We start from the raw sequence: 22,402 nt of genomic DNA on the forward strand, positions 1-22,402 counted from the left end.
ATCAAGAAGGGGTGGCGAGGTCGGCGGGATCGCCCCTGCCGTCGATGGCTTGCAGTCGCGGCGTATCCAGCACGTCCTCGCGGCGCCAGCCGGCTACGGCGGCAGCAGCGTCGACCGCGTGCGCCCAGGTGCAGCGGTTGGCGAATAGCATGCCGGGCACGTCCAGCGTGCCGCCGCGGCTGATGTAGCCCAGCGCCCGGGTGCGGGCCGGGCCGCCGTCCAGCCGGCGCAGCACGCCCAGCATGGGTTCGGGGCGCGTGTGGCACAGCAGCACGCGCGGCAGGCCGGGCGGGAAGAGCGCGTGGACCGCAATGTCGGACAGCGCGAAAGCGGCTTCCAGTTCGTCGCGCGGCGCTCGCAGGCGGCCGGGTTCCAGCACAACGGACACGCAGCATTCGTGGCCCAGCCGCGCCAGATGGGCGCGCGCCTTCAGGGCCTCTTCGAGCTGGTAGGCGCCGATGGCGACGAATTGCAGCGCGCTGCTCTGCGGGTCGCCCGCGACGTGGGCCGCGCCCTGTTCGACCAGTGCCTGTGCGGCCCGCGCGTCGAAGCGCTGCGCGCCGTCGCGCTTGGACACGACCATGCAGGCCACTTGGGCGCGCTGGGCATAGACCGCGCGCAGCGCCGCCGCGGCGCTGTTGCCGTCCACCGGGAACAACACGCGGGAGGTGTCGGACATTTCGCCCAGCAAGGCTTCGCCTATGGTGGGGTCCTGGTGCGATTGCTCGTTCTTGGCGTTCTCCCAGGTGTGGGAGGTGACCACCAGCGGCACCGACAGCCATCCCGGCGCCTGCCCCAGTTCCTTCTGGCGGCGCGCGAAGATGATCTCCTGGCGCAGCAGGCCCAGCATCTTCACCGCGAAGGCCTCGTAGCTGACGATGAGGTTCAGGCCGCCCTTGTTGGCGAGCGCGGCGGCGGCCACGGCTTCCTCGTTCAAGGCGGTGATGACGGCGCCGTGCTGGTCCTCGGCGACGCCGGCCTCCGGATGGTCGACGCGGTGCTTCAACAAGGCCAGCGTGCCGCCCATCTTGTTGCTGGCCAGTTCGTCCGGATTGCCGATGCGCACGCGCAGGCCCGGGTTGACCCGCACCAGTGCCACGAACCAGCGGTCCAGCGCGGCCATGGCGCTGCCCTGGTTGCCGGTGGCTTCCCAGGCAGGTTCGGGCAGAGCGGGGGCGTCGGGATGCCGGTGCGCCATGGAGTGCCCGCTTTCCAGCGGGCGTTGCTGCGCTTTGTGATTGGCCAGTGTGGCCAGCGCCGCGTCCAATTCCGCTTCCGGCACGAACAGCCGGGCGGCGCTGGCGTTGAAGGCATCGCGCGCCGCGATGTCGGTGTGCGGATTGCCGCCCAGCGGCAGGTTGTGCGCGGCATTGGTGCCGGCGCCGGGAAAGCCGAATCCCTTCTCGGTCTCGGCGATGACATAGGGCAGCCGGGCGGGATACTGGAAGTCCGGCGCCGCCAGGTTCGCGACCAGCGCTTCCTCGGCCGCCAGGATGGCCCAGGCGATGGCTGCCGGATCGCGGCCGTCGACGATCAGCGGGTCGAAGCCGTTGTGGCGCAGGTCCTCCGCCAGCCAATGCGCGCCGCCTTCCTGCACGATCTGCGTGCGCTGCTCGATGCGGCGGCCATTGAGGATCATGACCGGCACGGCCTGGCCGCAATCCTCGGCGCGCCACCAGCGCGTGGCCCAGTCGGAGCCGCGTTGTTCTTCGAAGGCGCCGTCGCTCAGGAAGGCCACCAGGCTTTCTCCCGGCAGGGGCATGTGCACGTATTGCAGGCCGGCGAAGCCGAGGTAGCCGCCTTCGGACACCGCGCCCGCCGTGTTGGGGCCGGCGTGGCTGCCCAGCGGCACGGCGGGCAATCCCTGCGCGTCGATGGCGTAGGAATAGAAATCCGTGATCAGGCGTCCCAGTCCGGCCTCGCTGCGGTCATAGCGGCCGCGCTGCGCCGGCGAGACGTCGCCGGTCAGGGCGTTGACGGCTTCGATGGCGGCCACGCAATGGCCCTGGCCCATCAGCCAGCCGCGGGTCTTGCCGCTGAGCGCATTGGCCAGCAGATAGGCGACGAAGGCGGGCGCCATATTCAGCGAGCCGCCCGTATGGCCCTCGGGGTTGGGCTTGAAGTCCTCGGCGCCCAGCGGCGCGCCGTTCAGGTCGATGCGGCGGGCATAGGTCATATGCGCCACCACGTTCATCGCCGCGCAGCTTAGGCGGTCGGCCGCGGCCAGCATGGCGTAGGCATCGTCCGGGCTGGCGACCTGGCCGCTGGCCGCCAGGCGCTGCACCAGCGCGTCGACGCGGTTCACGGTTTCGGCGCGGTGTTGGATGGGGCCATGGCCGGATAGCCAATACTCGCGGAGTTTCATCGCGGGGTCCTTTGAAGTTCGCCTTGGCACAAGGCGGCAAGGCGCTTCGCGTATCCTTCATCGCCGGGTAGCGGGAGGATAAGTCTTTGTATGAATGCCGGGTCCGCCTGATCGAGGTGAGGGAAACCGAAGAGGCTAGGTGGGCCTCGCGCGGCCCATGAGGGACCGCGGCATGTTGATTATGGCGCAGAGGGGCGTTGTCCGGCGTTGTGCGCCGGTCAAACCTTGAGGTAACTCAAAGGTTTTATCTGCGCCGTTGTGCCAGCCAGATGTTCGCGCCGCCGCAGGTCTTGTCGGCTTCGACGTGGCGTATCACTTCGAAGCCGGTCTGGCGCAACAGTTCGCGATACTCCGCGGTGTCCAGGCTGCCGTGATAGAGCGGCTGGCCTTCGAATTGGCCGATGGCTTCCCCCAGATGGGTGCCGCTGGTGAACATCAGCGCCGCGCCCGGAGCGGCCAGGCGCTCGAAGGCGTCGAACATGGGGCGCTGGTCTTCCGGCCGCAGGTGAAAGAAGCTGTGCCAGGCGATCAGCCCCTGGAATGGGCGCAAGGGCGGCAGGCTGCGCATGTCCGCTTCAATCCAGCTGTGTTCAGGGAACGAGGCTCTTGCCCGCGCAAGCAGCGCGTCCGAGGCATCCACGCCGGTCAGCCTGCAGCCGCGTTCGATCAGATGGCGGGCGATGGGGATGCCGGTGCCGCAGCCTATGTCCAGCACCTCGGGAGCGGGGCCGGGCAGCAGGTCCAGGAACGCCGCCAGCCAGGCGCGTTCTACCAGCTGCTTGCCGCGCAATTTCTCGAAGGCGTCGGCGTGTTCCCGATACAGCGAAATCACATTGTCGGCGGGCGAGGTGGACATGTCGGTGTTCCCAGAGAGTTGCGATTTTCCCATGCCCGGGCAATCCAGAGCTGGTGGCGGCCATCCGCCGCTCATCAGCCAGGATGGTTGATTCGTCATCCCAGACTTGTGGAGCGGGCGGGGAACGGCGATTTTCTCTATCTGCCCTATTTTCGCCGCCGCCGCCATGACCCTACAACAAGACATTCCAAAGCCCGGCCGCAACGGCCTGCGGCTTACCTGGCTGGCGTTGTGCTTGCAGGCAGGCATCTCCACCGTGTACCTCTTCGGGCGGCCGGCCTGGGCGCAGACGGCGCCGCTGGCCTATCAGTTTCGCGGCGCCGACGGCACCTGCTGTTCCAGCGGCGAACACCCCAATAATGGCCATGACGGGCAATGGGGCCAGCGTGACTTCGTCCAGACCGACAGCAACCAGCGCATCAGCGCCAGTGCGACCGGTCAGACCGGCATCCTGATCGACGTCAGCGGAGGCAAGGGCGGCAACGGCAGGGACGCCGACGTGAACCATTGGGGCGGCAATGGCGGCGGCGGGCGGATCATCGATTACACCTTGTCGGCCAGCACGGTCAATGCCGCGGGCCGGGGAATAGACCTGTACTCGGCGGGCGGCAACGGCGGCCTGTGGGGCAATGCGGACGGACCCAACGGCGGCTACGGCATCGGCGGCGACGGGCATCAGGCGCGCATCACGCTCAACAACGCCACCATCGCCGGCACGGGCTTTGGCATCGCGGTCCAATCCTGGGGCGGCGCGGGGACCGACAGCGCCATCGCCAATGGCTTCGACAGTGCCTACACGTCCGGCCATGGCGGCAGCGCAGGCTTGGCATCCGTGATCCTGCAAGGCGCGAGCTCGGTGACCGCGCGCGGGCCGGGACCGGACGGCGTCAGCGCCGGGGTTGGACTGATATCGTCGGGCGGGCAGGCCGGGGCGGCCGAGCATACGGGGGACTTCGGCGGGCATAGCGATGCCGGGCGGGGCGGCGACGCCTCGGCTGTTACGTTCATGTCCTCGGCCGGGACTGCGGTCAACGGCCATGGCGACGGCGTGTATGGCGTGATCGCCCGTTCCATCGGCGGCAATGCGTCGACCGCCAACGATACCGACACCAAGGCCGCGGCGGGGGGCAATGCCGGCCAGGTCAGCGTCAGCAACGGCGGCGCCATCAAGACCGACGGCAACCGGGGTATCGGCGTCTACGCGCTGACCCAGGGCGGCAATGGCGGCAACGGCGGCAACGGCTCCTGGTTCGATGGCCACAATGGCGGCGCGGGCGGCGCGCCCGGCGCCATCGTCATCACCAATACCGGCACGATCACGACCGGCGCCAACGCTACTGTCGGCGCGAAGGGCGTCATGGCCAGCGTGCTGGGCGGGGAAGGCGGCCCGGCGGGCGCCAACGGCGCATTCGGACAAGGCGGCAATGGCGGCGCCGGCGCGGTCGCGGGCCAGGCGATCACGATCACCAATGCCGGCCGCATCAGCACCTACGGCAACGATGCGGCCGCCGTCATCGCCAACAGCGCGGGCGGCGGCGGCGGCTTGGCCTCGTCCAGCAACGGCATCATCGCCGTGGGCGGCGGGCATGGCGGAACCGGCGGCGCGGGCGGCGGTATCGCCATGGCCAATAGCGGCGGCATCGACACCTCGGGCGACAACAGCGCCGCGGTGCTGTTGCAGAGCATAGGCGGCGGGGGCGGGTTGGGCGGCGACGCCAACAGCACCGGCGTGATCGCGTCGGTCGCGATCGGCGGCACGGGCGGCGCGGCAGGCAATGGCGGGCTGGTCCAGTTTTCTTCGCAAGGCAAGATACTGACGCGCGCCGGCAACGCCTCGGGCGTGATCCTGCAGAGCATAGGCGGCGGTGGCGGCAGCGGCGGATCGGCCAATGCGGTCGGCGTGGGCGTGGGGTTGAACGTCACTGTGGCGACCGGCGGCAAGGGCGGCAGCGGCGGCTTTGGCAGTACGGTTTCATTCACGCAGGCCAGCCAGGGAACGATCACGACGCTGGGCGCGCACAGCAATGGCGTGCTGGCGCAAAGCATAGGCGGAGGCGGCGGCAGCGGCGGGCTGGCCAACTCCCGCGCCATCACGATCGCGCCGCCCTTGGGCGACAAGCCCAGCGGCACGGTCACGGTTGCGGTGTCCAACGGCGGCGCGGGCCAAGGCGCTGGCGATGGCGGGACGGCCGTGTTCACGAATGCGGGGGGTATCCACACCGCGGGCGCGCAAAGCAATGGGGCGGTGGTCCAGAGCATAGGAGGCGGCGGCGGCAATGGCGGCGGGGTGCTGGCGCCGGTCAAGATTCCGACCATAGGCAACTCGCTGGTCGACCTGCAACTGAGCGTGCGCCATGGCGGGCAGGGCGGCCAGGGCGGCAGCGGCGGAAGGGTACGGGCCGGCAACGCCGTCACGGGCGTCATCGCCACCCAGGGGACGGGCGCGGCTGGCATGGTCGCGCAAAGCATAGGCGGGGGCGGGGGCAACGGCGGCATCGTCCAGGCGCACGACGCCAACTCGTTCAATGACATCCTGGGCTCGCCGGCCAGTCTGGCGGGCTTGCTGGACAAGGCCGCGAGCTGGCTGGAGCAGACGCCGCAGCTGGCGTTCAGCAAGGCCGTCAATCTGTCGGTCGGCGTCACGACCGGCGGCAATGGCGGCGCGGGGAACGGCGCCAGCGCCTTCAATGTGCGCAATGACGGCGCCATCTCGACGGCGGGAGATCACGCGCCCGGCATCCTGGCGCAGAGCATCGGCGGCGGGGGAGGCAATGCGGGCACGATAGATTCGGCGGGCGCGTCCAGCCTGCTGTCCAGTATCGATGCGCTGATCAAGGCCGCCGCGTCGGGCGTGCAGGATCTGTTCACCGTCGCGCTGCCGCAAACCAGCATCACCCACCAGACAGGCGGCAACGGCGGGGAGGCGGGCGCGGGCGGCGGCAGCGCTGCGGATCCGGCCATCGTGACGAACACGGGAGTCATTGCGACGCAAGGCAACGGTTCGGCGGGCATCGTCGCGCAGAGCATAGGCGGTGGCGGCGGCAGAAGCACAGCCAGCGGGCAGGATCTGCAGGCGGTGGTATCGGCCGGCTCGGGCAGCCAGGCTCCAGCGATCATCGACAAGATCACCCGCATCGTCAGCCTCCTGGGCACCAAAGGCGGGTCACTGCTGGGCTCCCTGGTCAATGTGCGTGCCGGCGGGGTAGACGGGGCCAGCGGCGCGGGCGGCGCCGTCATGGTCGACGCCAGCGCCGCGACCAGCCAGATCTCCACGCAGGGTTACCAGGCGCCGGGCATACTCGCGCAGAGCGTGGGCGGGGGCGGCGGCATTTCGGTGGTCGACCAGCCCCTGTTCCTGTGGAACCAGACCGCCGCAGCGATCACGCTGGGCGCCGCGGGCGACCCGAAGCAGGGTTCCTCGACCAGCACGGGCGGCGCGGCCAGCGTGGTTCATGGCGGGACGCTCGCGACCCGGGCGGGCGGCTCTGCCGGGATCATGGCGCAGAGCGTGGGTGGCGGCGGCGGGGTCAGCACGCTGGTCCTGCGCAATGCCAGCCTTGCCGCCATCCAGCAGGAGGCCTCGCTGGCGGTCGCATTGGGCGCTGAATACCCGTCCATCACCAACACCTTCGGCATGGTCCAGGCGTCTGGCGGCACGGTGAGCGTGGCCAACAACATTGGCCGCGTCACCACGCAAGGGTGGTTCTCTCCAGGGATCCTGGCGCAAAGCGTGGGCGGCGGAGGCGGCATGGCGGCCGCGTCGTCCAGCGCGTCTCTCACGGGCATCGATATTCAGCTGGGAAGCACCGCGAAAGCTGGGGGAGGCGGCTTCCTGGGCAACGTCACCGGTGGCGGAGGCAGTGTCAGCGTCGCCAACACGGGCGGCAGCATCGTCACGAACGGCGCGCTGTCCTTCGGCGTGCTGGCGCAGAGCATAGGGGGCGGCGGCGGCCTGGTCATGGTGGATAACGGCGCGGGGCCAGCCGCCAATGCGGTGAACCTCACGTTCGGCTCCAGCTCGCCGATGGTGGGTCCTGGTGGAAGCGTTACCGTGACGCAGGACGTGGGCGGCAGCATCGTCACGGCCGGCACGAACTCGCATGGCATCGTCGCGCAAAGCATAGGCGGGGGCGGCGGCATTGCCGGCCTGGCGACGCGGCCCGGCCTCGTGACCTTGAAACCCGTCGGATCCCCGGCGGCAGGCGGCGACGGCAATGCCGTCAACCTGTCCATTTCGGGCATGGTCGCGACTGCGGGCAAAGGCGCCGCCGGCATCCTGGCGCAAAGCGTGGGCGGCGGCGGCGGGCTGGCGGGCGACCAGTCGTCCGCGCAATACACGACGGGCCTCATACAGAACGCGGGACTGACCGGCGGCCAGGGCAATGGCGGCAGCATCAACGTGGCCATCGGCACGGGCGGCACTGTCCAGACTTCCGGCGCCAACGCGCCCGCGATCCTGGCGATGAGCGTGGGCGGGGGCGGCGTGTTCAAGGACGGCGCACTTTATCAATACAGCACGCCGGGCAACTACCCGGCATACGGCGGGCCGGTAAGCGTGGCCATCGGCCATGCCGCGCAGGTCGTCGCCACCGGCGCCAATTCGCCGGCCGTGGTCGCGATCAGCAATGGCGCCTATGGCGGAGGCCGGGCGGTCTCGGTCAGCCTGGAGCAGAATGCCTTGATAAGCGCCGACGCCAAGTCCGGCACGGGCATCCTGGCCATCGCGCCGCTGGCCAGCACCACCATCACCAATGCCGGCACGATTCAGGCGAAGACGGCGATCGACGTGGCCGGCCAGACCGTCGTCAACAATAGCGGAACCGTGGCGGGCGACGTGCTGATGGGTAGCGGCAGCCTCTTCCATAACAACGCCGGCGCCAACCTGTACAGCGGCGCCCGCTTCCAGGGCGATCTGGCCAGCGCCGGCATCCTGAATCCGGGCAGGCCGGGCGTGTTTGCCGCGACCCGGATCACGGGCGCGCTGAACCACACGGGAACCTACCGGCCCGATCTGGACTTTGGCGGCCACAACAGCGACTTCCTCTCGGTATCGGGCGCATCGACCTTCGCGGGAACGGTCCGACCCGTGCTGCGCAATCCCGTGAAGAACGTGTGGCTGGGGATAGGCCATTTCGATGCCGCGCAAAACAGCATGCCCGCGACCGCAAGCGACAGCCCCTTGTTCAACTATGCGCTGAAGAACAACGGCGCCGGCGGCTTGCGCGATCCGCTCATTTCGGTCGACGCCAATTTCACCCCGTCGGCATTGCCGCTGAGCGCGGATCGCGCGAGGATCGCGAACTCGTTGCAGGCGCTGTGGGATCAGGGGAAACAGAGCGATGCCGCCACCTTCGACAAGCTCACGGGGATCCAGACGGCGGACCAGTACCGCGACGCCTTGAACCGCATCGCCCATGACGGCCAGTTCGCCCGCGCCGCCAACCAGATGCATGCGTCCTACGCGTCGATGAACCGGATGATGAGTTGCCCGGCGTTCGTCGGAGAAAGCACTATCCTGCGCGAGGGCGATTGCGTCTGGACCCGTCTGGACACGAACTGGACCCAGCGCAAGGCCACCTCGGACGACGAAGGCTACCGCGTGCGCCAGAGCACGCTCACGCTGGGCGCGCAGCGCGAGATCGCCACCAACTGGTTCCTGGGCGGTTCGCTGAGCTACGCCTATGGCAAGACCACCTCGGCCTCGGATCTCTCGGGCAATAGCGATACCTACGCGGGCGGCCTGGCCTTGAAGTACAACAATGCGCCGTGGCAGGTGTCGCTTGCCGTGCATGGCGGCGTGGAGAAGAGCAGGATGTCGCGCGGCACGCTGGACGGCGTGGCCAAGAGCAAGCCGGAATCGTCCTTTCTGGCGGCCAGGCTGCGCACCGCCTACGAATTCAGCCAGCCGTCCTGGTACTTGCGGCCGTACATGGACTTGGACGTGAACCACATCCGGCAGGACGGCTACGACGAACAAGGCGCGGGCGCCTTCAACCTGAAGGTGCGCGGCAACGACACGACCTCGTTCATGGTCTCGCCCATGATGGAACTGGGCGGACGCAAGGACCTGGCCAACGGCTCGACCTTGCGCTCATACGTGGCCGGCGGGATGAGCTTTCTGAGCGGCGGCGACGTGGTCAGCACCATGCAGCTCAATGTGCCAGGCGCGGCGCCGTTCACGCTGCGGTCCGGCATGCCCAGGACCTATGGCAATCTGTCCGCAGGCCTGGAATACGTCACGCCCAAGGGCGTGGAGCTGAAGACGGAATACGCTTTGCGCGGCAATGGGGAATACCGCGACCAGTCCCTGACCTTGCGCGCCGCCTACCGTTTCTGAGCTGGCGGCGCGCAAAGCGGCTACTTGCTGGTCCAGCGGCCCAGGCCGCTGTCGTCGTAGAACTTGATGTCGAAGCCCTGGGCCCGCCCCTGGTCCATCTTGAAGACGATGGACGCCAGCGATGCGACCAGTTCGGCTTCGCCCGCGGGCGAGAAGGCGTAGGTGTCGCCGTCCCAATGGCGCAGGGGGAAGCGCATGCCCTTGGGGCCCAGCGCCAGGGTCAGGACGCCATTGGCTTCCTGAATTTCGGCAGGGCCGTAGTAGGGGTTGTCGAACCTGCCGGTGTATTGCGACAGCGCTTTCGACGCCGCGGGTTTGGCGGGTTCGGCCTGTCCGGACAGATCGGCTTGGGGTTCGAAGAAGGCCTTCATGGCGCCGTTGTAGGCCGCGAACCAGTCGCGCGTGGGCTTGCCGTACAGCGCCGTGTCGATGAACGATGCCGCGACGGATTCGGCCGCGCCCACCGGCGCGCCATTGGTCAGCACCACGATGCCGATGCCGGCGGACGGCACGATCCGGAACGTCGTCCCGGTCCCCATCAGGAAGGCGCCGGAATGCCCCATCGAGGGGCGTCCGCCCAGTTCCGTGTTGACGTTGAAGCCGTAGCCGTAGAAGCCGGAACGCGAATCCAGGTCGTGCGCGCGGGCGCTGAATGCCTGGGCCGTCAATGCGGGCAGCAGCGCGCCCGGGGCGATCATGGCTTTGCCCTGGTACTGCCCGTCAGCCAGCAGCAGCTTCAGCCATTCCGCCATATCGACGACCGTGGAGGACACGCCGCCCGCGGGCGCCTGCTGGTCCGCGTCACGCTGGCCCGAGGGCACGAACTTGCCTTTCTGGAACGCATGCAGCACGGCGCGATTGGCGTGCGCCTCGAAGTCGCCGTAGCGGTAGCTGGTCGACTTCATGCCCAGCGGCTTGAACAGCTGTTCATCGGCAAGCGCTTCCCAGGGGCGTCCGGCGGCCTTGGCCACCGCTTCCGCGCCTATGGTGGTGCTGAAGTTGGCGTAGTGGTAGGACGTGCGGAACGCGTCCAGCGGCAGCAGCCGCAGGCGGGCGATCACGTCCTGGCGGGAAAATCCCAGGTCTTCGAGGTCGTCGCCCGCCGTGCCAGGCAAGCCGGAGCGGTGCGCGAAGAAGTCGCCGATCGTGGCGCTTTCGGACACGTAGGCATTGCTCAGCCTGAAGTCCGGCAGATAGCGCGAGACCGGATCGTCCCACGCGGCCTTGCCCTTGGATATTTCGATGGCCGCCACCGTTGCCGACAATGACTTGGAGATGGACGCGATCTGGAACACGGTCTGCGCGTCCACCGGCGCCTGCTTGCCCGCTACGCGCGTGCCGTAGCCTTGGGCCAGCACGGTCTTGCCGTCGATGACCACCGCCACCGCCATGCCCGGCACCTGGCTGCGCTGCATGATGTCCGCGATGATTCGCGGCAGGTCCTGCACTGCGCGTTCCTTGCTGCCGGCCGGGATCGCTACCGCGTCGGCGGGCGGGGTCGGCCCGTTGGCGATGGGCACGGGTTGCGACCAGGCTGCCGGGGCGCTGCCCAGCGCAAGTACGATTGCGGCGGTGATAAGCGTATGTTTGCGGTTCATGATGGCCTCAGAATCCTGCTTGGTAAGCGATGCGAATAACGCCCTGGTTGATGCGCAGGGCCTGGTCGCGCTGATGCGTGAGCCCGGCCTGCACGATGAAACCCAGGGGAGTGACATAGGTGACCGCGCCTGAAATTCCCCAATCCGTGTCGTCCAGCAAACCATGCTGCGCCAGCTTCTGGCCGCTGCCGGACAACTTGCGCACGGCGGCCGTGGCGGTCAGTTGCCAGCGGTCGCGCGACAGCGACACTGAGGTCACGCCGTTGCCATTGGAGACGGGAGCGCCGCGAAAGGCGCTGGAATAAGTGGCTTCGTTGAACCAGCTCAGGTTCCATGAGTTGGCCAGCGGCGTGTCGTAGCGCAAGCGGGCCGACACCGTGTTGGCGCTTTTGCCTTGTCCGGGATCCAGATGCAGCCGGCCCGCGTCCAGGCCGCCCGACAAGCCTTCCAGCCCGGGCAGGTCGCGGAAGTCGTAGGAGAGGATGAAGGACTTCAACTGGTCGCTGAACAGCGGCGGCTGATCCGGTCCGATGAGACCGCCGTCCAGGCTGAAGCGGCGGTTCATCGCGGTGTTGTCGCGCTTGAACAGGATGGCGGCCACGGAATGCGTGCCTTGGCCCGTGGTATCGAGGGTGTAGCGCCCCCCCAGCCCGATCGAGCCGCGGAACTCCGAGTTTTCGTTGAAGCCTGTGTACAAGCCGTCGATCACGTGCCAGGCGTCGCCAAAGCCCAGGTCCATCTTGCCGCCATACAGCGCGTAGTTGTCCGCGGTGTAGGCGGCGAACAGGTTGTCCAGGTCCACGCCCAGGTCGGAAAAGGCGTTGTCCTTGGTGTCGTTGGTGGACGAATTGAACGTCGCCTTGGCGCGAACCGAAAACTGCCGGTTCAACTGCAACACCAGCGCGGCTTCCGCCGTGGGCTGCACGCTGCTCCAGTGCGAGCGCGGCAGCTGGCCGTTGTCGTCCTGCACGCCGAAGAAGCCGGTGTAGCCGGTCATCAGCAAGAACCTGCCGTTCAGCCGCGGATAGGTCTCGCCGCCTTCGCCCAACTCGCTGTAGGGCGTGAGGAAAATCTCCGTCTTGAAGATGTCCCGGGCTTCCTGCGCGCACGCGCCTTGCGCGGCCACGGCCAGCAGCGCTGCCGCCGCGGCCTGGCGCAACGTGGGACGCCTACCGCTCACCGCGCCAACTCGGCCGCCAGTTCACGCACCTGAGAGTGGATGTTGTTGAACATGGCGAAGTTCACGCGGCTGGCGACGACGAACACGCCCAATCCGCGGTTGGGCGACAGGACGGCGTAGGACATGAAGCCGCCCAGGCCGCCGCTCTTGCCCAACAGCAAAGGCGCGCCGTTGCGCGGCAGGGTCACCACCCAGCCCAGCCCCATGCCGTCGGCGTCGGTGACTTCCGTGCCCACGACGGATTTCAGCCCGTCATAGGGCAGCCACATCGTGTGGGCCAACAGGGCGGCTTCCTTGGACTGTTTTGCGCTGTCCAGATGCCAGCGCATCCAGCGCGCCATGTCGTCGGCGGTGGAGTAGACGCCGGCGCTGGCGTACATCACGTCGGGCACCACGGCGTTCGGGTCTGGCTTGTCGAAGGGGTCGAGGCCGGTCATCAGGCGTTTCTTCTGCGCATCGCTCAGCGCATTGGTGGTGTCCGTCATGCCGGCGGGCTTGAGGACCTCGTCGGCCAGCACGGTCGAGTAGTCCGCGCCGCCGGCCTTGGCCAGCGCGTCGCCCAGCAGGCCGTAGCCCAGGTTTGAATACAGCGTGGTCGTGCCTGGCACATAGGCCGGCTTGTGGCTGCCGACCCACTTCCAGTAATAGGCGCGGTCGAATGCGGCGAAAGGGTTGTCGGAGGGCTTGGCGTCCGGGTTGGGCAGTTCGCGCGGCAGGCCCGCCGAATGGGTGGCCAGGTCCAGCAGCGTCAGCGGACGGCCGTTGGCGTCGACCTTGGCATGCTCCGGCGCATACTTCGCCAGGGGATCGGTCAGCTGGAGCTTGTTCTTGGCCGCCAGCGCCGCCAGCACATCGCCGGCGAACACCTTGGATACTGAAGCGATCCTGAATATGGAACGGCCATCGGGCTCCACGCCGCTGCCCGGCGCGGTTTCGCCATAGCCCTGGATCACGACTTCATCGCCGCGCACCGCCGCGATGAGCAGTCCGGGTGCGCCGGAGTTCAGGTACAGCTGCATGCCGGCCATGGAGACGGCGTCCTGCAAGGCCAGGTCGGCCGCGCGGGCCTGGCTTGCGCCCAGCGCGCAGGCGGCGCTCAGGGCAAGGATGGCGAGGCGCGTAGGGGGGCGGAACGTCAGCATGCGGTTCTCTCTGGGTGACTCGAGGAACGGGTGTTCCTCCGCATGCGCGATGATCCCAAAAACTCGTTGCGCGGCCACTTCCGCCAGGACGAAACAACATGCCGGCATGACGAACTGCATATTGCCGGGCCGTCGCTGCCGGGTCGCCGGATTCAGATTCCCATGCGTTCGCGCAGCGGTTTGCGGTAGGAGCGGGACACCGGCCAGGTCTCGTCCACGGCCCGCATCCTGATCAGCCACTTGTCGACGCTGCGGCGGTCCACGTCCATGACATGCAACGCGTTTGCAATGGCGGTCCGATGCACCCGGAAGAAAGTCTGCTCCGGCAGCAGGGTCGACCATACGCCGAGCGCGCGCGAGTCCAGCACCATCGATCCATCCTCGAGCCAGATTTCGCTGTAGTTGCCGGCGGAGCGCACGCCGACGATGGTTTCGGGCTGCACGCCGCGCACCACGCCGCGCATGCTGAGATAGATCACCGATGTCACGTTGCCATAGCCGGCCGCGCGGCTGCGGTCGCGGGCGTTGCCGTACTTGGCCTGTCCGATCAGGTTGGCGCACTGGTACAGGGCGCGGACTTCGTCGGCCGACCAGGTGCGGTGCCGGACCGTGGTGTCGAAGCCGATGATGCCGTAGAGCTTCTGGTCGTGGAATATGGGCACGCTCAGCACGCTCTTGTTGCCCTGGCGCTGAAACTCGACCTGGATGGCGCGGGCGGTGCGGGGCAGGTCGTTGACGTCATGGATGGCGACCGCCAGGCCCTTCACCATGAACTTGTGCAGCCAGGCGATCAGGGTGGTCGGCACGTCCTGGAGTTCGGCGACGAAGGGCTCGGTCTGGCCCCGACACCACTCGTGGGTGTTGCGCAGGCGCAGCATGTCGGGACGGTATTCGATCATCCAGGAGCGGTCGACGTCGGAGGTCTCGCCCATATAGGCCAGCTGCTCGGAGATCGCGTCGTCGGCTGGCAGCTTGAGCAGGCTCATCGCGCAGTGGTAGAGCCAGTCCGATGAGGGATCGGGCTCGAGCAGGGTGGCTGAGTGCGTGTTGTACTGACCTGCATCCTTCACGTGCGATGTCCCCCGGCGGCTTCGTGGCGCTGCGTCCGGACGCGAGTCGTGCCGCGCGCCCAGCGGGGATTTTCTCTCCGGTAACCATGGATTACAAGAACAGCAAGGCGTGGAGCGGTACCAGTTCGAGGCGGTCGAACCTAAGGGTTTCTACTGAGCATGCACCGGTTCCAGTCCGTTCCTCGACAGGACCTGGCGCACGTTGGGCGACCGGGCCAGAAACACGATCAAGGCGCGTGCCGCTTCCGGATTCTTCGCGGACGCCGAGATGCCCGCCGAGAATACGGTGTATTGCTGCAACGACTCTGGCAGCTTGCCGACAAATGCGATGCCGGGAACTGCCAGCAGCTCACTGACCTGCTGCATGCCGATTTCGGCCTCGCCCCGGGCGACCACGGCGCCGACTTTTTCGCCCGAAATTTTGCGGCTTTTGGGCAACACTTGCTCTTCGATCCGCATTTTCTTGAGCATCTCGGTTTCGTAATAGACGCCGCTCAGACTGGATGAGTAGGCGATCGAGCCAGCCCGCAGCAGCGCCGCCGCAGCCTGTGCTTCCGTGGCGATTTCCGGTATCGGACTGCCGCTGCGTACGGCCAGGCCCAGGGCGGATTTCATGATGTCGACCTGGCTTTCGGGAACGACCAGCCCCTGGGCGGCAAGCCTGGCTAGCGAGTCCTTGGATGTCAGCACCACGTCCGCGGCCTCTCCGCGTTCCAGGCGGCGTGGCACGGAGGTCGGCACGGAAGGCAAGGATGAACCAAAGCTGGCAGCGACCTCCAGGTTCAATTCCTGTCGATAGAACGGTTCCAGTTGTTCGTGCACGGCGGAAACGGCGCCAGATGCAAGCAGGCTGACGGTGTGGCTGGGGCGCTGGGCCGCCGCCCCGTCCGCGGCCTGCAATGAACCCCCAAAAAACACCGTGGCCCAGAACAGCGCAATCCGGAATGCCAGGGATCTCTTTTTCATGTCGTCTCCTTGCGCGCCGTTGCGGCGTGGCCTATTGCAGGCTGATATGGGTTTGTTTGATGGTGTTTTCGTAGTCCCGCCTTTCCGTTTCCACCAGCTTGGCGAGGTCCTGCGGCGTGCCCGGGGCCGGACGGTTGCCGGAGGATTCCAGGTTGGCGCGCACGCTTTCGTCCTGCAACGTTGCAGTGAACGCCTCGTTCAGCTTGTGGACCACGGGGGCAGGCGTGTCCGGCGGGGCGAAGATGCCAAACCAGTTGTTGGCGGTAAACGACGGCCAGCCGCTATCCGCGATAGTGGGGACATCGGGGAACAAGGTTTCCCGGCTTGCGCCTGTGACGGCCAGGATCCTGATCTTCCCGCTCTGCACCTGGGGCAGCACCACGGGGACGGAATCGAACAGCACGTCGATGTTGCCGGCCATCAGGTCGGCCATGGCGGGAGCGGTGCCTTTGTAGGGAATATGGCGCAGTTGCGCACCCGTGCCGACCACGAAGGACATGGCCACCAGGTGGGTATTGGAGCCTATGCCCGCCGAACCCACTGTCAGGCCGTGGGGCGTGGATTTCGAAAGTTCCACCAGCTGGGCGACGGAATCCGCTTCCAGGTTCTGGCGCACCATCAAGGCATAGCTGATGCGCGCCAGCGGGCTGATCGGCGTGAACTTGCGGGGATCGTAGGCAAGCTTGGGTTGCAGGATGGGGTTGATGATCATGCTGCCGGGACTGCCCAGCATGACGGTGTATCCATCGGCTTCGGCCCGGGCCAAGGTCCTGGCGGCCAAGCTGCCGCCAGCGCCGGCCTGATTCTCGACGATGATCTGCTGGCCCAGCCGGGTCGACGCCTGCTGCGCGACCAGCCGCGCCAGCGTGTCGCTCGCGCCGCCGGGTGCGAAGCCCACGATCAGCTTTATCGGCTTGTCCGGATAGCTCGCGGCTTGCGCCGCTCCCGCCGCGAACAGCAGGCCGGCGCACAGCGCGGCAATTTTCCTTACGGCCTTGAATTTCGAATGGCCTTGCATGGTTCATGTCCTCGGAGTGCTGGATGGTCCGTGTCCACGGGTCGGGGTGCCGCGCTTCATTTCTATGGCAGCCTTTCGACGTGATTGCTCAAGGCGCCCAGGCCGGATATGGCGACAGTCACCTCTCCACCCAGGGTCGCAAGATTGACGTTCTGCACGGCCATGCCGCCGCCCGATCGGCGCAGCGCGGTGCCTAGCGAGATGATGTCGCCCGGCATGAGCGTCATGTACGAGGACAGGAATTCGATGACCTGGGGCAGCTTGAAGAAGAGGTTCTCGGTGTTGTCCTGGGTGATCAGTCTGCCGTCATGGCTGCAGGTCACGTCCAGCGCATGCGGGTCCGCGATGTCGTCGGCACTCACCAGCCAAGGCCCCACCGCCGAGAATGTGTCGCTGCATTTGTAGCGGCCGGGGTAGCTGACATGGGTATCGACGTACTCGATCTGCTCGGGATCGTCCGCGGCGGGATGGATGGCGCGATAGTGGAAGGTATCCTCCGCGCGCATGGTGGGCGAAGTGAAATCGTTGTGTATCGTGTAGCCGAACACATGCGCCATGGCGTCGGGCGCGGCCACGTTCCTGGCCCGGCGTCCGATCACGGCGGCGAGCTCCGGCTCGGGGTGGACGCGGCCGTAGGCGGGCCGGATCTGCAGCGCGCAGCGGTTGCCCGTCATCGAGGTCCAGGGTTTCACGAACACAGCCGGATGCTTGGGGCCGGACAAAATGCGTTCGCTGTTGGCGCTGTTGTTCAAGGCCAGGCAACAGAGCTTGGAGGGCCGGCGCACGGGCGGATGCCAGAGAATGTCACCGGGAGAGAACCGCAGGCCGGAACGCTGTCCGGAGCCGTACAACCCGTGCAGTTCGCGCAACGCCGGCCACCAGGAGGCGTGTTCGGTTTCCAGCAGGGACAGCAGGTCGTTGCGGCTTTCCGCCAATTGCGCCATGTCCTGGCTGGCCGCGGCCGCGGCGATGTCGACCACATTGCCGTCGGCGTCCTCGAACCCGATCCGATCGCGTCCTGCTGCCCAAAAACTGGCGAGCTTCATGCTGTTGTTCCTTGAGGTGGTGAGGCCCCAAGATAAACAAGTGCCGTCGCGAAGCGTAGCGCGCCGTGGCAGCTTTCCGCCTGGCGGAACGCTGCGCTGGACGGCGTCAGCTCAGGCGGATGGCTTCCGCCAGATCGTTGCAGACTTCCTGGAGTGGAGGCAGCTGGGCCTTGATGAAGGCGGGCGTCATGATGGAACCGAAAGTCGTTAGCGAGACGCAGGCCGCCAGTTCGGCGGCCACCATCAGCGGTACCGCCAGGGTGGCGGTACCGCGGGGGGCCGCAGGCAGCCTCAGCCCGTATCCCTGCCGCCGCGTCTGGTCGATGCGTTGGGCAAGCAGTTGCTCCCCTTCGGTGTGGTCACGGTCTTTGCCCAGCAATTGCAGGGCGGCGATCCGTTCTGCCTCGGAACAGAACGACAGATAGGCCAGGCCCGCCGCCGTCCTGTCCAAGGGCAGGCGATGGCCGTAGGTGCTGGGCTGGGACGCCAAGGGACTGTAGGGCATGGTGCTGAAGCGCACGACCATGGCGTCCTCATCCCGCGTGGATATCGCCAACGGCCACTTCAACATCTTCGTGGCGCGGATCAGCATGGGCATGGCCATGTCCACCACCCGCTGCCGGTCGCCGCAGCCCGCGCTCAGCTCCATGACCTTGGCTGTCAGGCAGTAGATGCCCGAGACGCCGGTTCCGCGCACGTAACCTTCCTGGCGTAGTGTTTCCAGCATCCTGTGCAGGGTTGCCTTGGGCAGACCCGTGGCAGCGTGCAGGGTCTGCAGCGAGGTTTCGGGCGTTTCGTTCAGGGCCCGGAGCAGTTGCAGGACGCGGGAGACGCTGCGTATGTGTTCCATGGTGGGGGTCCTGGAGTTTGCGCCCTGGGGATGTGGCACCCTGCCATTCCACCGGCTACTGCGTCTTCGTCGGCGTCGCCGACTGCGAGGCCTGGGTCGGCATGCGGCCCACGCTGAGCGTGCCTGGATCTGCCACGGAGGGCCGCAGCACCGCCGCATTGTTGGCGTCGTTGGCGCCGAGCTTGGGCAGGTCGATGGGACGCGCGGCCACGGTTTCGAAGGGGCCGCCGCCAGCGGATGGCACGCCATCCAGCGTCAAGCCGTGGGTCCAGTTGCCATCGTGGCGCGACAGCACCTCGTAGCGCTGGGGGCCGCCGGTGGCGCGGGCCACGATGTAAAGCGTGCCGTTGACCAGATTGATCGCGGGTGGCGAGGCAGCTTGGGCGTCCAGCTTGGCTGGCCGGCCGCGCTCCACCAGCCAGAGCTGTCCGCCCGCGCGTTCCAGCAGCGCGAGCATGACGTTGCCGCTGGCGTCGGCGCTGATGGCCGGGCGGCCGATGTAGGGCACGCCCATGTCGGTGGGGGAGCCCCAGTCCATGTCGAGATCGGTGGTGTCGCCGGTCTCCATCAGCCGCGTCAGATGGTTGCTGCCGCGCTGGCGGAAATAGAGTTCGACGCGGTTCTGGTGGTTGCGGATCGCGGCCAGTCCGCCGGCTGCCTGCGGCGCGGGTACGCGGCGCCAGTCCTGCCATTGCGGCAGTTGGCCCTTGGCGGCCGGCAGTTGGCGGGTGTAATAAAGCTCGCCTGCAGAGGTGATGGCGAAGATGACGTAGCGGCCGTCGCCGCCCAGCGCCGCGGCGGGCGCGCCGGTCACGCCTTCCAGCGGCGGCAGGTCCTGCCAGACGCTCCAGCTGCCGTCCACGCCGGATGGCGTGATCCAGTGCAGCAGGCCGTCGTAGCCCAGCGCCACGGCGGCGGCTTCGCCGCGCGGCGCCACCGCCGGAATCTGGGTCACGCGCAGGCCGCCCAGGGCCTGCCAGCCTTGCCAGGTGCCGTCGTGGCGCTGCTTGTTTGCCCACACGCCGCCCAGCGGGTCGCGCGCCATCAGGCCGGCCGTGCCGTCGGCGTGGGTGAACGAGACCAGCGGTCCGCTGGTGCGGCCGCCCAGGCTTTGCCAGCGGCGCTGATCCGCGTCCCAGCGGTTGACGGCGCCATTGGTTTCACCGGCGGCGAACACCACCAGGCCGCCGCGTCCGTCCGGGTAGAGCTGCGGCGCGATGTCCTGGCGCGACACGTAATAGGCGCGCTGCACCCAGGCGGCGGCGGGGCCGGCGGGTTCCTTGCAGCCGGTGGGGCCGGCGCAATAGTGGTAGTCGTTCCAGGCGTAGTGCTGGAAGATCAGCGACTTGCTGGCGATCTCTGCCTGGGTAAGGTTGGTGGCGCGCTCCTGGCTGGGGTAATCGACATAGCCCATCTCGGCGTAGTTGCCGGGCGCGCGCAGCATGGCCTCGCGCGCCAGCCGCGCGCTGGCGATATGGTCGGGATGCCCGTGGCCGGCGCAGCGCCAGCACAGCTGCGTGTAGGGCACGGCAATCGTGTCGTCTAGATGGCGCACCGTGGTCGGGGCGTATTGGCGGATCAGGTCGGCCAGGGTGTCGATCAGCTGTTCGCGCGTATAGGATGCGGCGTAGGGGCCCAGCGTGTCGACGTTCTGTCCGGGTTCGGATTCGGTGCGGCTCAGCGGCGTCAGGCTGCCCCAGCCCTTGCCCAGCCAAGGGTCCTTCAGGCGCATGTGCCACAGTTGCACGCGCGGATTGCCCTTGAGGGTGAAGCGCGCGATGCGGTGTCCGCCCGCGGCGCCAGCGTCTTCCTTCCATTCGTCCGGCTGATGCGCCATGTAGGCGTAGGCGGAGCGCACGCCGCGTTCGCGGCCCAGCATGTAGCTCTCGCCTTCACCGGCATCGCTGGCGGTCAGGTAGACCAGCCGCACACAGCCGCCAGCCTGGATGTTGGAGACGATGTCGGGGTTCATGAACAGCAGGTCGTCGTCCAGGTGGGCGACGAACGCCATGTCCTTGATGCCGTGGCATTGCGCCAGCGTCGGCGGGGCGGCGAACGCGTGGGCGGAGAGCAGGGTGGCGACGGTACAGAGTAGCGCCCGGCCAAGGGGGCGCAGCATGGCCAACGAGACGTGCATAACGAGGCGCAGCAGAAAAGGCGCGGCGCGTAAGGGGTATTGAGGTGGGACCAGTATAGCGGCGCGCGATTACGATAAATGGGGGCGGTACAGGCCGCGCCATGGCCCCGTTTTGGCGCGGCGCGACCGGCCCGCCGCGCTAGCGGCCCGGCTTGGCTGCGGCCTTATCGCCCTGGTACGGGCTGAGATCCAGCCCGGCCTGCTGGAAACGCCGCACGACCATGGGCAGTTGCTTGCTCTGGGCCGCGCCGTCGACGGCCTGGATGGCCTGGCGGCAGGTGTCGATGTCCTTCGGGCAGCCGTGGCCGGGCGCCAGCAGGCTGGCGTACACCGATATGTTGACGGCCAGCTGGGACACCTGGACAGTGGTCGGCTTGCCCAGATAGAAATTGTCCAGATCGGCCTTCAGCCGGGCGGTCTCTTCCTTGCCGGCGAGGGTTCCGTCGCGGCATTCCATGAAGGTGGGAGTACCGTCCGCCAATTCCATGCGGCGGCATGCCAGGGCCAGATGCCCGGCCGGCGCGAGGCCCGCAGGCAAGTGCGCCCGGACCGTCGGCGAGCCGGAGGTAGCGAACGACACGATCTGTCCGTCCGAGGTCCCGGCGGCGACCGGGCCGGCGATCAGCATGGTCAAGTTCAGCGAGGCGGGAAAGCGCGCGGTCGGGCCATTGGCATAGGCTCGGGACACGGCCTCGGCGGTGGCGGCGGGCAGGCCGAGCCGTGCGCCGATGAGGCTGTTGCCGCCTTGCGTGTAGGTGTTGAGTTCGTCGCGCAGCACGGCATCCAGTACCGCCGCCTCGGTGGCGGAAAGACTGTAGGCGGCGCTGGCCAGCGCGGGAAGCAGCAGGCCCAGCAGCGCGCAGATTTTCTTCATGGGTAGGTTCCGGACGGGAGGCGTGACGCGCAAGGGTAACTCGTAAGCGCGTGCCTTGCGGGCGGGATCAGTCCGCGCCGGCGCTGGCCAGCAGCCAGTCGCGCAAGCGTTCGTGCGCGGCATCGGCGCGCACCGCATCCTTGCGCAAACACAGGCTGAAGGCCGCGCCGCTTTCAACGAAACCCAGCGGGGCGGCGAGGCGGCCCCGATGCAGGTCGGACTCCACCAGCACCGCGGGGGCGATGGCCACGCCCAGGCCGGCGGCGGCGGCTTCCAGCATGTGGCCCAGGTGGTCGAATTCGCGGCCCGGCTGCCGTGGCGCAAGCGCGATGCCCTGGCGCGCCGCCCAATCCTTCCAGGCGTCGGGCCGTGAGGAGGTGTGCAGCAGCGGCGCCTCCAGCACATCGGCCGCGTTGCGGATACGCGCGGCCAGGGCCGGGGTGCAGACCGGCCCTGTGGTTTCGGCGAAGAGGGGCGTGACGTCCCATTCTTGCGGCCAGGCGCGTCCGGCCAGGATCAGCGCGTCCACGCGCTGCGTGTTCAGCAAAGCCGCGTCGGCGGCGGTCTGCAGCCGTACGCGGATGTCCGGATGCTGGGCTTCGAAAAGCTCAAGCCGCGGGATCAGCCAGTTGGACAGAAAACTGGCGGGCGCGCCCAGCGCCAGTTCGGCCGGCTGCGTGCGGCGCTTGAGTTCATCGCAGCGGCGTTCCAGCAGGTCGAAGGCGTCGTGGGCGGCGCGTTGCAGGTCCAGGCCCGCGGCAGTCAGGTGGACGCGCCCGGCGCGACGCTCGAACAAGGCGCAGCCCAGCCATTCTTCCAACTGCCGGATCTGTTGGCTGACCGCGCTGTGGGTCACGCAGAGTTCCTTGGCGGCCAGCGTGAAACTGGCTTGGCGGGCCGCGCTGTCGAAGAAGCGCAGGGCATTGAGGGAGGGCAGCCGTCTCATGGTCAGTTTGTTAGTTC

General features: G+C 67.8%; 14 protein-coding genes. 1 reads left to right on the plus strand and 13 read right to left on the minus strand.

Going from position 1 to position 22,402, the window contains the following annotated elements; translation table 11 throughout:
* Nucleotide 1 precedes the first annotated feature (1 nt).
* Nucleotides 2-2,365 carry a phosphoketolase family protein gene (locus AC3WOB_RS05000; RefSeq protein WP_492274376.1) on the minus strand — a complete coding sequence of 788 codons (2,364 nt, stop codon included), beginning with the start codon at nt 2,363-2,365 and terminating at the stop codon, nt 2-4.
* Nucleotides 2,366-2,609: 244 nt separating this feature from the next.
* Nucleotides 2,610-3,221, minus strand: coding sequence for a class I SAM-dependent DNA methyltransferase (locus tag AC3WOB_RS05005; protein ID WP_492274377.1), 612 nt, complete (start codon nt 3,219-3,221; stop codon nt 2,610-2,612).
* 166 nt (nt 3,222-3,387) lie between these two features.
* Between AC3WOB_RS05005 and AC3WOB_RS05010 the strand changes: the two genes are divergently transcribed.
* Nucleotides 3,388-9,558 (plus strand): autotransporter outer membrane beta-barrel domain-containing protein, encoded by a 6,171-nt coding sequence (locus AC3WOB_RS05010; protein ID WP_492274378.1) that lies wholly within the window; start codon nt 3,388-3,390, stop codon nt 9,556-9,558.
* A 20-nt stretch (nt 9,559-9,578) separates the two neighbouring features.
* Here the strand turns inward: AC3WOB_RS05010 and AC3WOB_RS05015 are convergent, their stop codons facing one another.
* From AC3WOB_RS05015 to AC3WOB_RS05065, 11 genes are all read right to left on the minus strand, one after another.
* On the minus strand, nt 9,579-11,156 hold the full coding sequence (locus AC3WOB_RS05015; RefSeq protein ID WP_492274379.1) for a serine hydrolase: 1,578 nt from the start codon (nt 11,154-11,156) through the stop codon (nt 9,579-9,581).
* A gap of 7 nt (nt 11,157-11,163) precedes the next feature.
* A complete protein-coding gene (locus tag AC3WOB_RS05020) occupies nt 11,164-12,336 on the minus strand; it encodes a hypothetical protein (protein ID WP_237709941.1) in 1,173 nt (390 codons plus the stop codon).
* Nucleotides 12,333-13,478, minus strand: coding sequence for a D-alanyl-D-alanine-carboxypeptidase/endopeptidase AmpH (gene ampH, locus AC3WOB_RS05025; RefSeq protein WP_041654315.1), 1,146 nt, complete (start codon nt 13,476-13,478; stop codon nt 12,333-12,335). Before ampH ends, AC3WOB_RS05020 begins: the two co-directional genes overlap by 4 nt.
* A gap of 152 nt (nt 13,479-13,630) precedes the next feature.
* Nucleotides 13,631-14,548: a LytTR family transcriptional regulator DNA-binding domain-containing protein gene (locus tag AC3WOB_RS05030; protein ID WP_237709940.1), complete on the minus strand. Its 918-nt coding sequence runs from the start codon at nt 14,546-14,548 to the stop codon at nt 13,631-13,633.
* Between the two features lie 150 nt (nt 14,549-14,698).
* Nucleotides 14,699-15,514, minus strand: a complete 816-nt coding sequence (locus tag AC3WOB_RS05035; protein WP_013396049.1) for a substrate-binding domain-containing protein — start codon at nt 15,512-15,514, stop codon at nt 14,699-14,701.
* Between the two features lie 31 nt (nt 15,515-15,545).
* Entirely contained in the window at nt 15,546-16,532 is a 987-nt protein-coding gene (locus AC3WOB_RS05040; protein WP_492274380.1) for a Bug family tripartite tricarboxylate transporter substrate binding protein, read from the minus strand.
* Nucleotides 16,533-16,594: 62 nt separating this feature from the next.
* Nucleotides 16,595-17,578: a fumarylacetoacetate hydrolase family protein gene (locus AC3WOB_RS05045; RefSeq protein ID WP_013396047.1), complete on the minus strand. Its 984-nt coding sequence runs from the start codon at nt 17,576-17,578 to the stop codon at nt 16,595-16,597.
* A 106-nt stretch (nt 17,579-17,684) separates the two neighbouring features.
* Nucleotides 17,685-18,428 carry a helix-turn-helix domain-containing protein gene (locus AC3WOB_RS05050; RefSeq protein WP_013396046.1) on the minus strand — a complete coding sequence of 248 codons (744 nt, stop codon included), beginning with the start codon at nt 18,426-18,428 and terminating at the stop codon, nt 17,685-17,687.
* A gap of 55 nt (nt 18,429-18,483) precedes the next feature.
* Nucleotides 18,484-20,565, minus strand: a complete 2,082-nt coding sequence (locus AC3WOB_RS05055; RefSeq protein ID WP_013396045.1) for a DUF8189 domain-containing protein — start codon at nt 20,563-20,565, stop codon at nt 18,484-18,486.
* Between the two features lie 139 nt (nt 20,566-20,704).
* On the minus strand, nt 20,705-21,439 hold the full coding sequence (locus AC3WOB_RS05060) for a hypothetical protein (protein ID WP_013396044.1): 735 nt from the start codon (nt 21,437-21,439) through the stop codon (nt 20,705-20,707).
* Nucleotides 21,440-21,506: 67 nt separating this feature from the next.
* On the minus strand, nt 21,507-22,385 hold the full coding sequence (locus tag AC3WOB_RS05065) for a LysR substrate-binding domain-containing protein (protein ID WP_492274381.1): 879 nt from the start codon (nt 22,383-22,385) through the stop codon (nt 21,507-21,509).
* Nucleotides 22,386-22,402: the final 17 nt, after the last annotated feature.

It is taken from the genome of Achromobacter sp. FW305-C-30-7 (assembly GCF_058783105.1).

Excerpts from the sequence above, each read along its gene's own strand:
- AC3WOB_RS05050 (WP_013396046.1), bottom strand. The coding sequence starts at position 18,428 with ATGGAACACATACGCAGCGTCTCCCGCGTCCTGCAACTGCTCCGGGCC.
- AC3WOB_RS05045 (WP_013396047.1), bottom strand. The coding sequence starts at position 17,578 with ATGAAGCTCGCCAGTTTTTGGGCAGCAGGACGCGATCGGATCGGGTTC.
- AC3WOB_RS05065 (WP_492274381.1), bottom strand. The coding sequence starts at position 22,385 with ATGAGACGGCTGCCCTCCCTCAATGCCCTGCGCTTCTTCGACAGCGCG.
- AC3WOB_RS05010 (WP_492274378.1), top strand. The coding sequence starts at position 3,388 with ATGACCCTACAACAAGACATTCCAAAGCCCGGCCGCAACGGCCTGCGG.
- AC3WOB_RS05035 (WP_013396049.1), bottom strand. The coding sequence starts at position 15,514 with ATGAAAAAGAGATCCCTGGCATTCCGGATTGCGCTGTTCTGGGCCACG.
- AC3WOB_RS05015 (WP_492274379.1), bottom strand. The coding sequence starts at position 11,156 with ATGAACCGCAAACATACGCTTATCACCGCCGCAATCGTACTTGCGCTG.
- AC3WOB_RS05040 (WP_492274380.1), bottom strand. The coding sequence starts at position 16,532 with ATGCAAGGCCATTCGAAATTCAAGGCCGTAAGGAAAATTGCCGCGCTG.
- AC3WOB_RS05005 (WP_492274377.1), bottom strand. The coding sequence starts at position 3,221 with ATGTCCACCTCGCCCGCCGACAATGTGATTTCGCTGTATCGGGAACAC.
- AC3WOB_RS05055 (WP_013396045.1), bottom strand. The coding sequence starts at position 20,565 with ATGCACGTCTCGTTGGCCATGCTGCGCCCCCTTGGCCGGGCGCTACTC.
- AC3WOB_RS05000 (WP_492274376.1), bottom strand. The coding sequence starts at position 2,365 with ATGAAACTCCGCGAGTATTGGCTATCCGGCCATGGCCCCATCCAACAC.
- ampH (WP_041654315.1), bottom strand. The coding sequence starts at position 13,478 with ATGCTGACGTTCCGCCCCCCTACGCGCCTCGCCATCCTTGCCCTGAGC.
- AC3WOB_RS05060 (WP_013396044.1), bottom strand. The coding sequence starts at position 21,439 with ATGAAGAAAATCTGCGCGCTGCTGGGCCTGCTGCTTCCCGCGCTGGCC.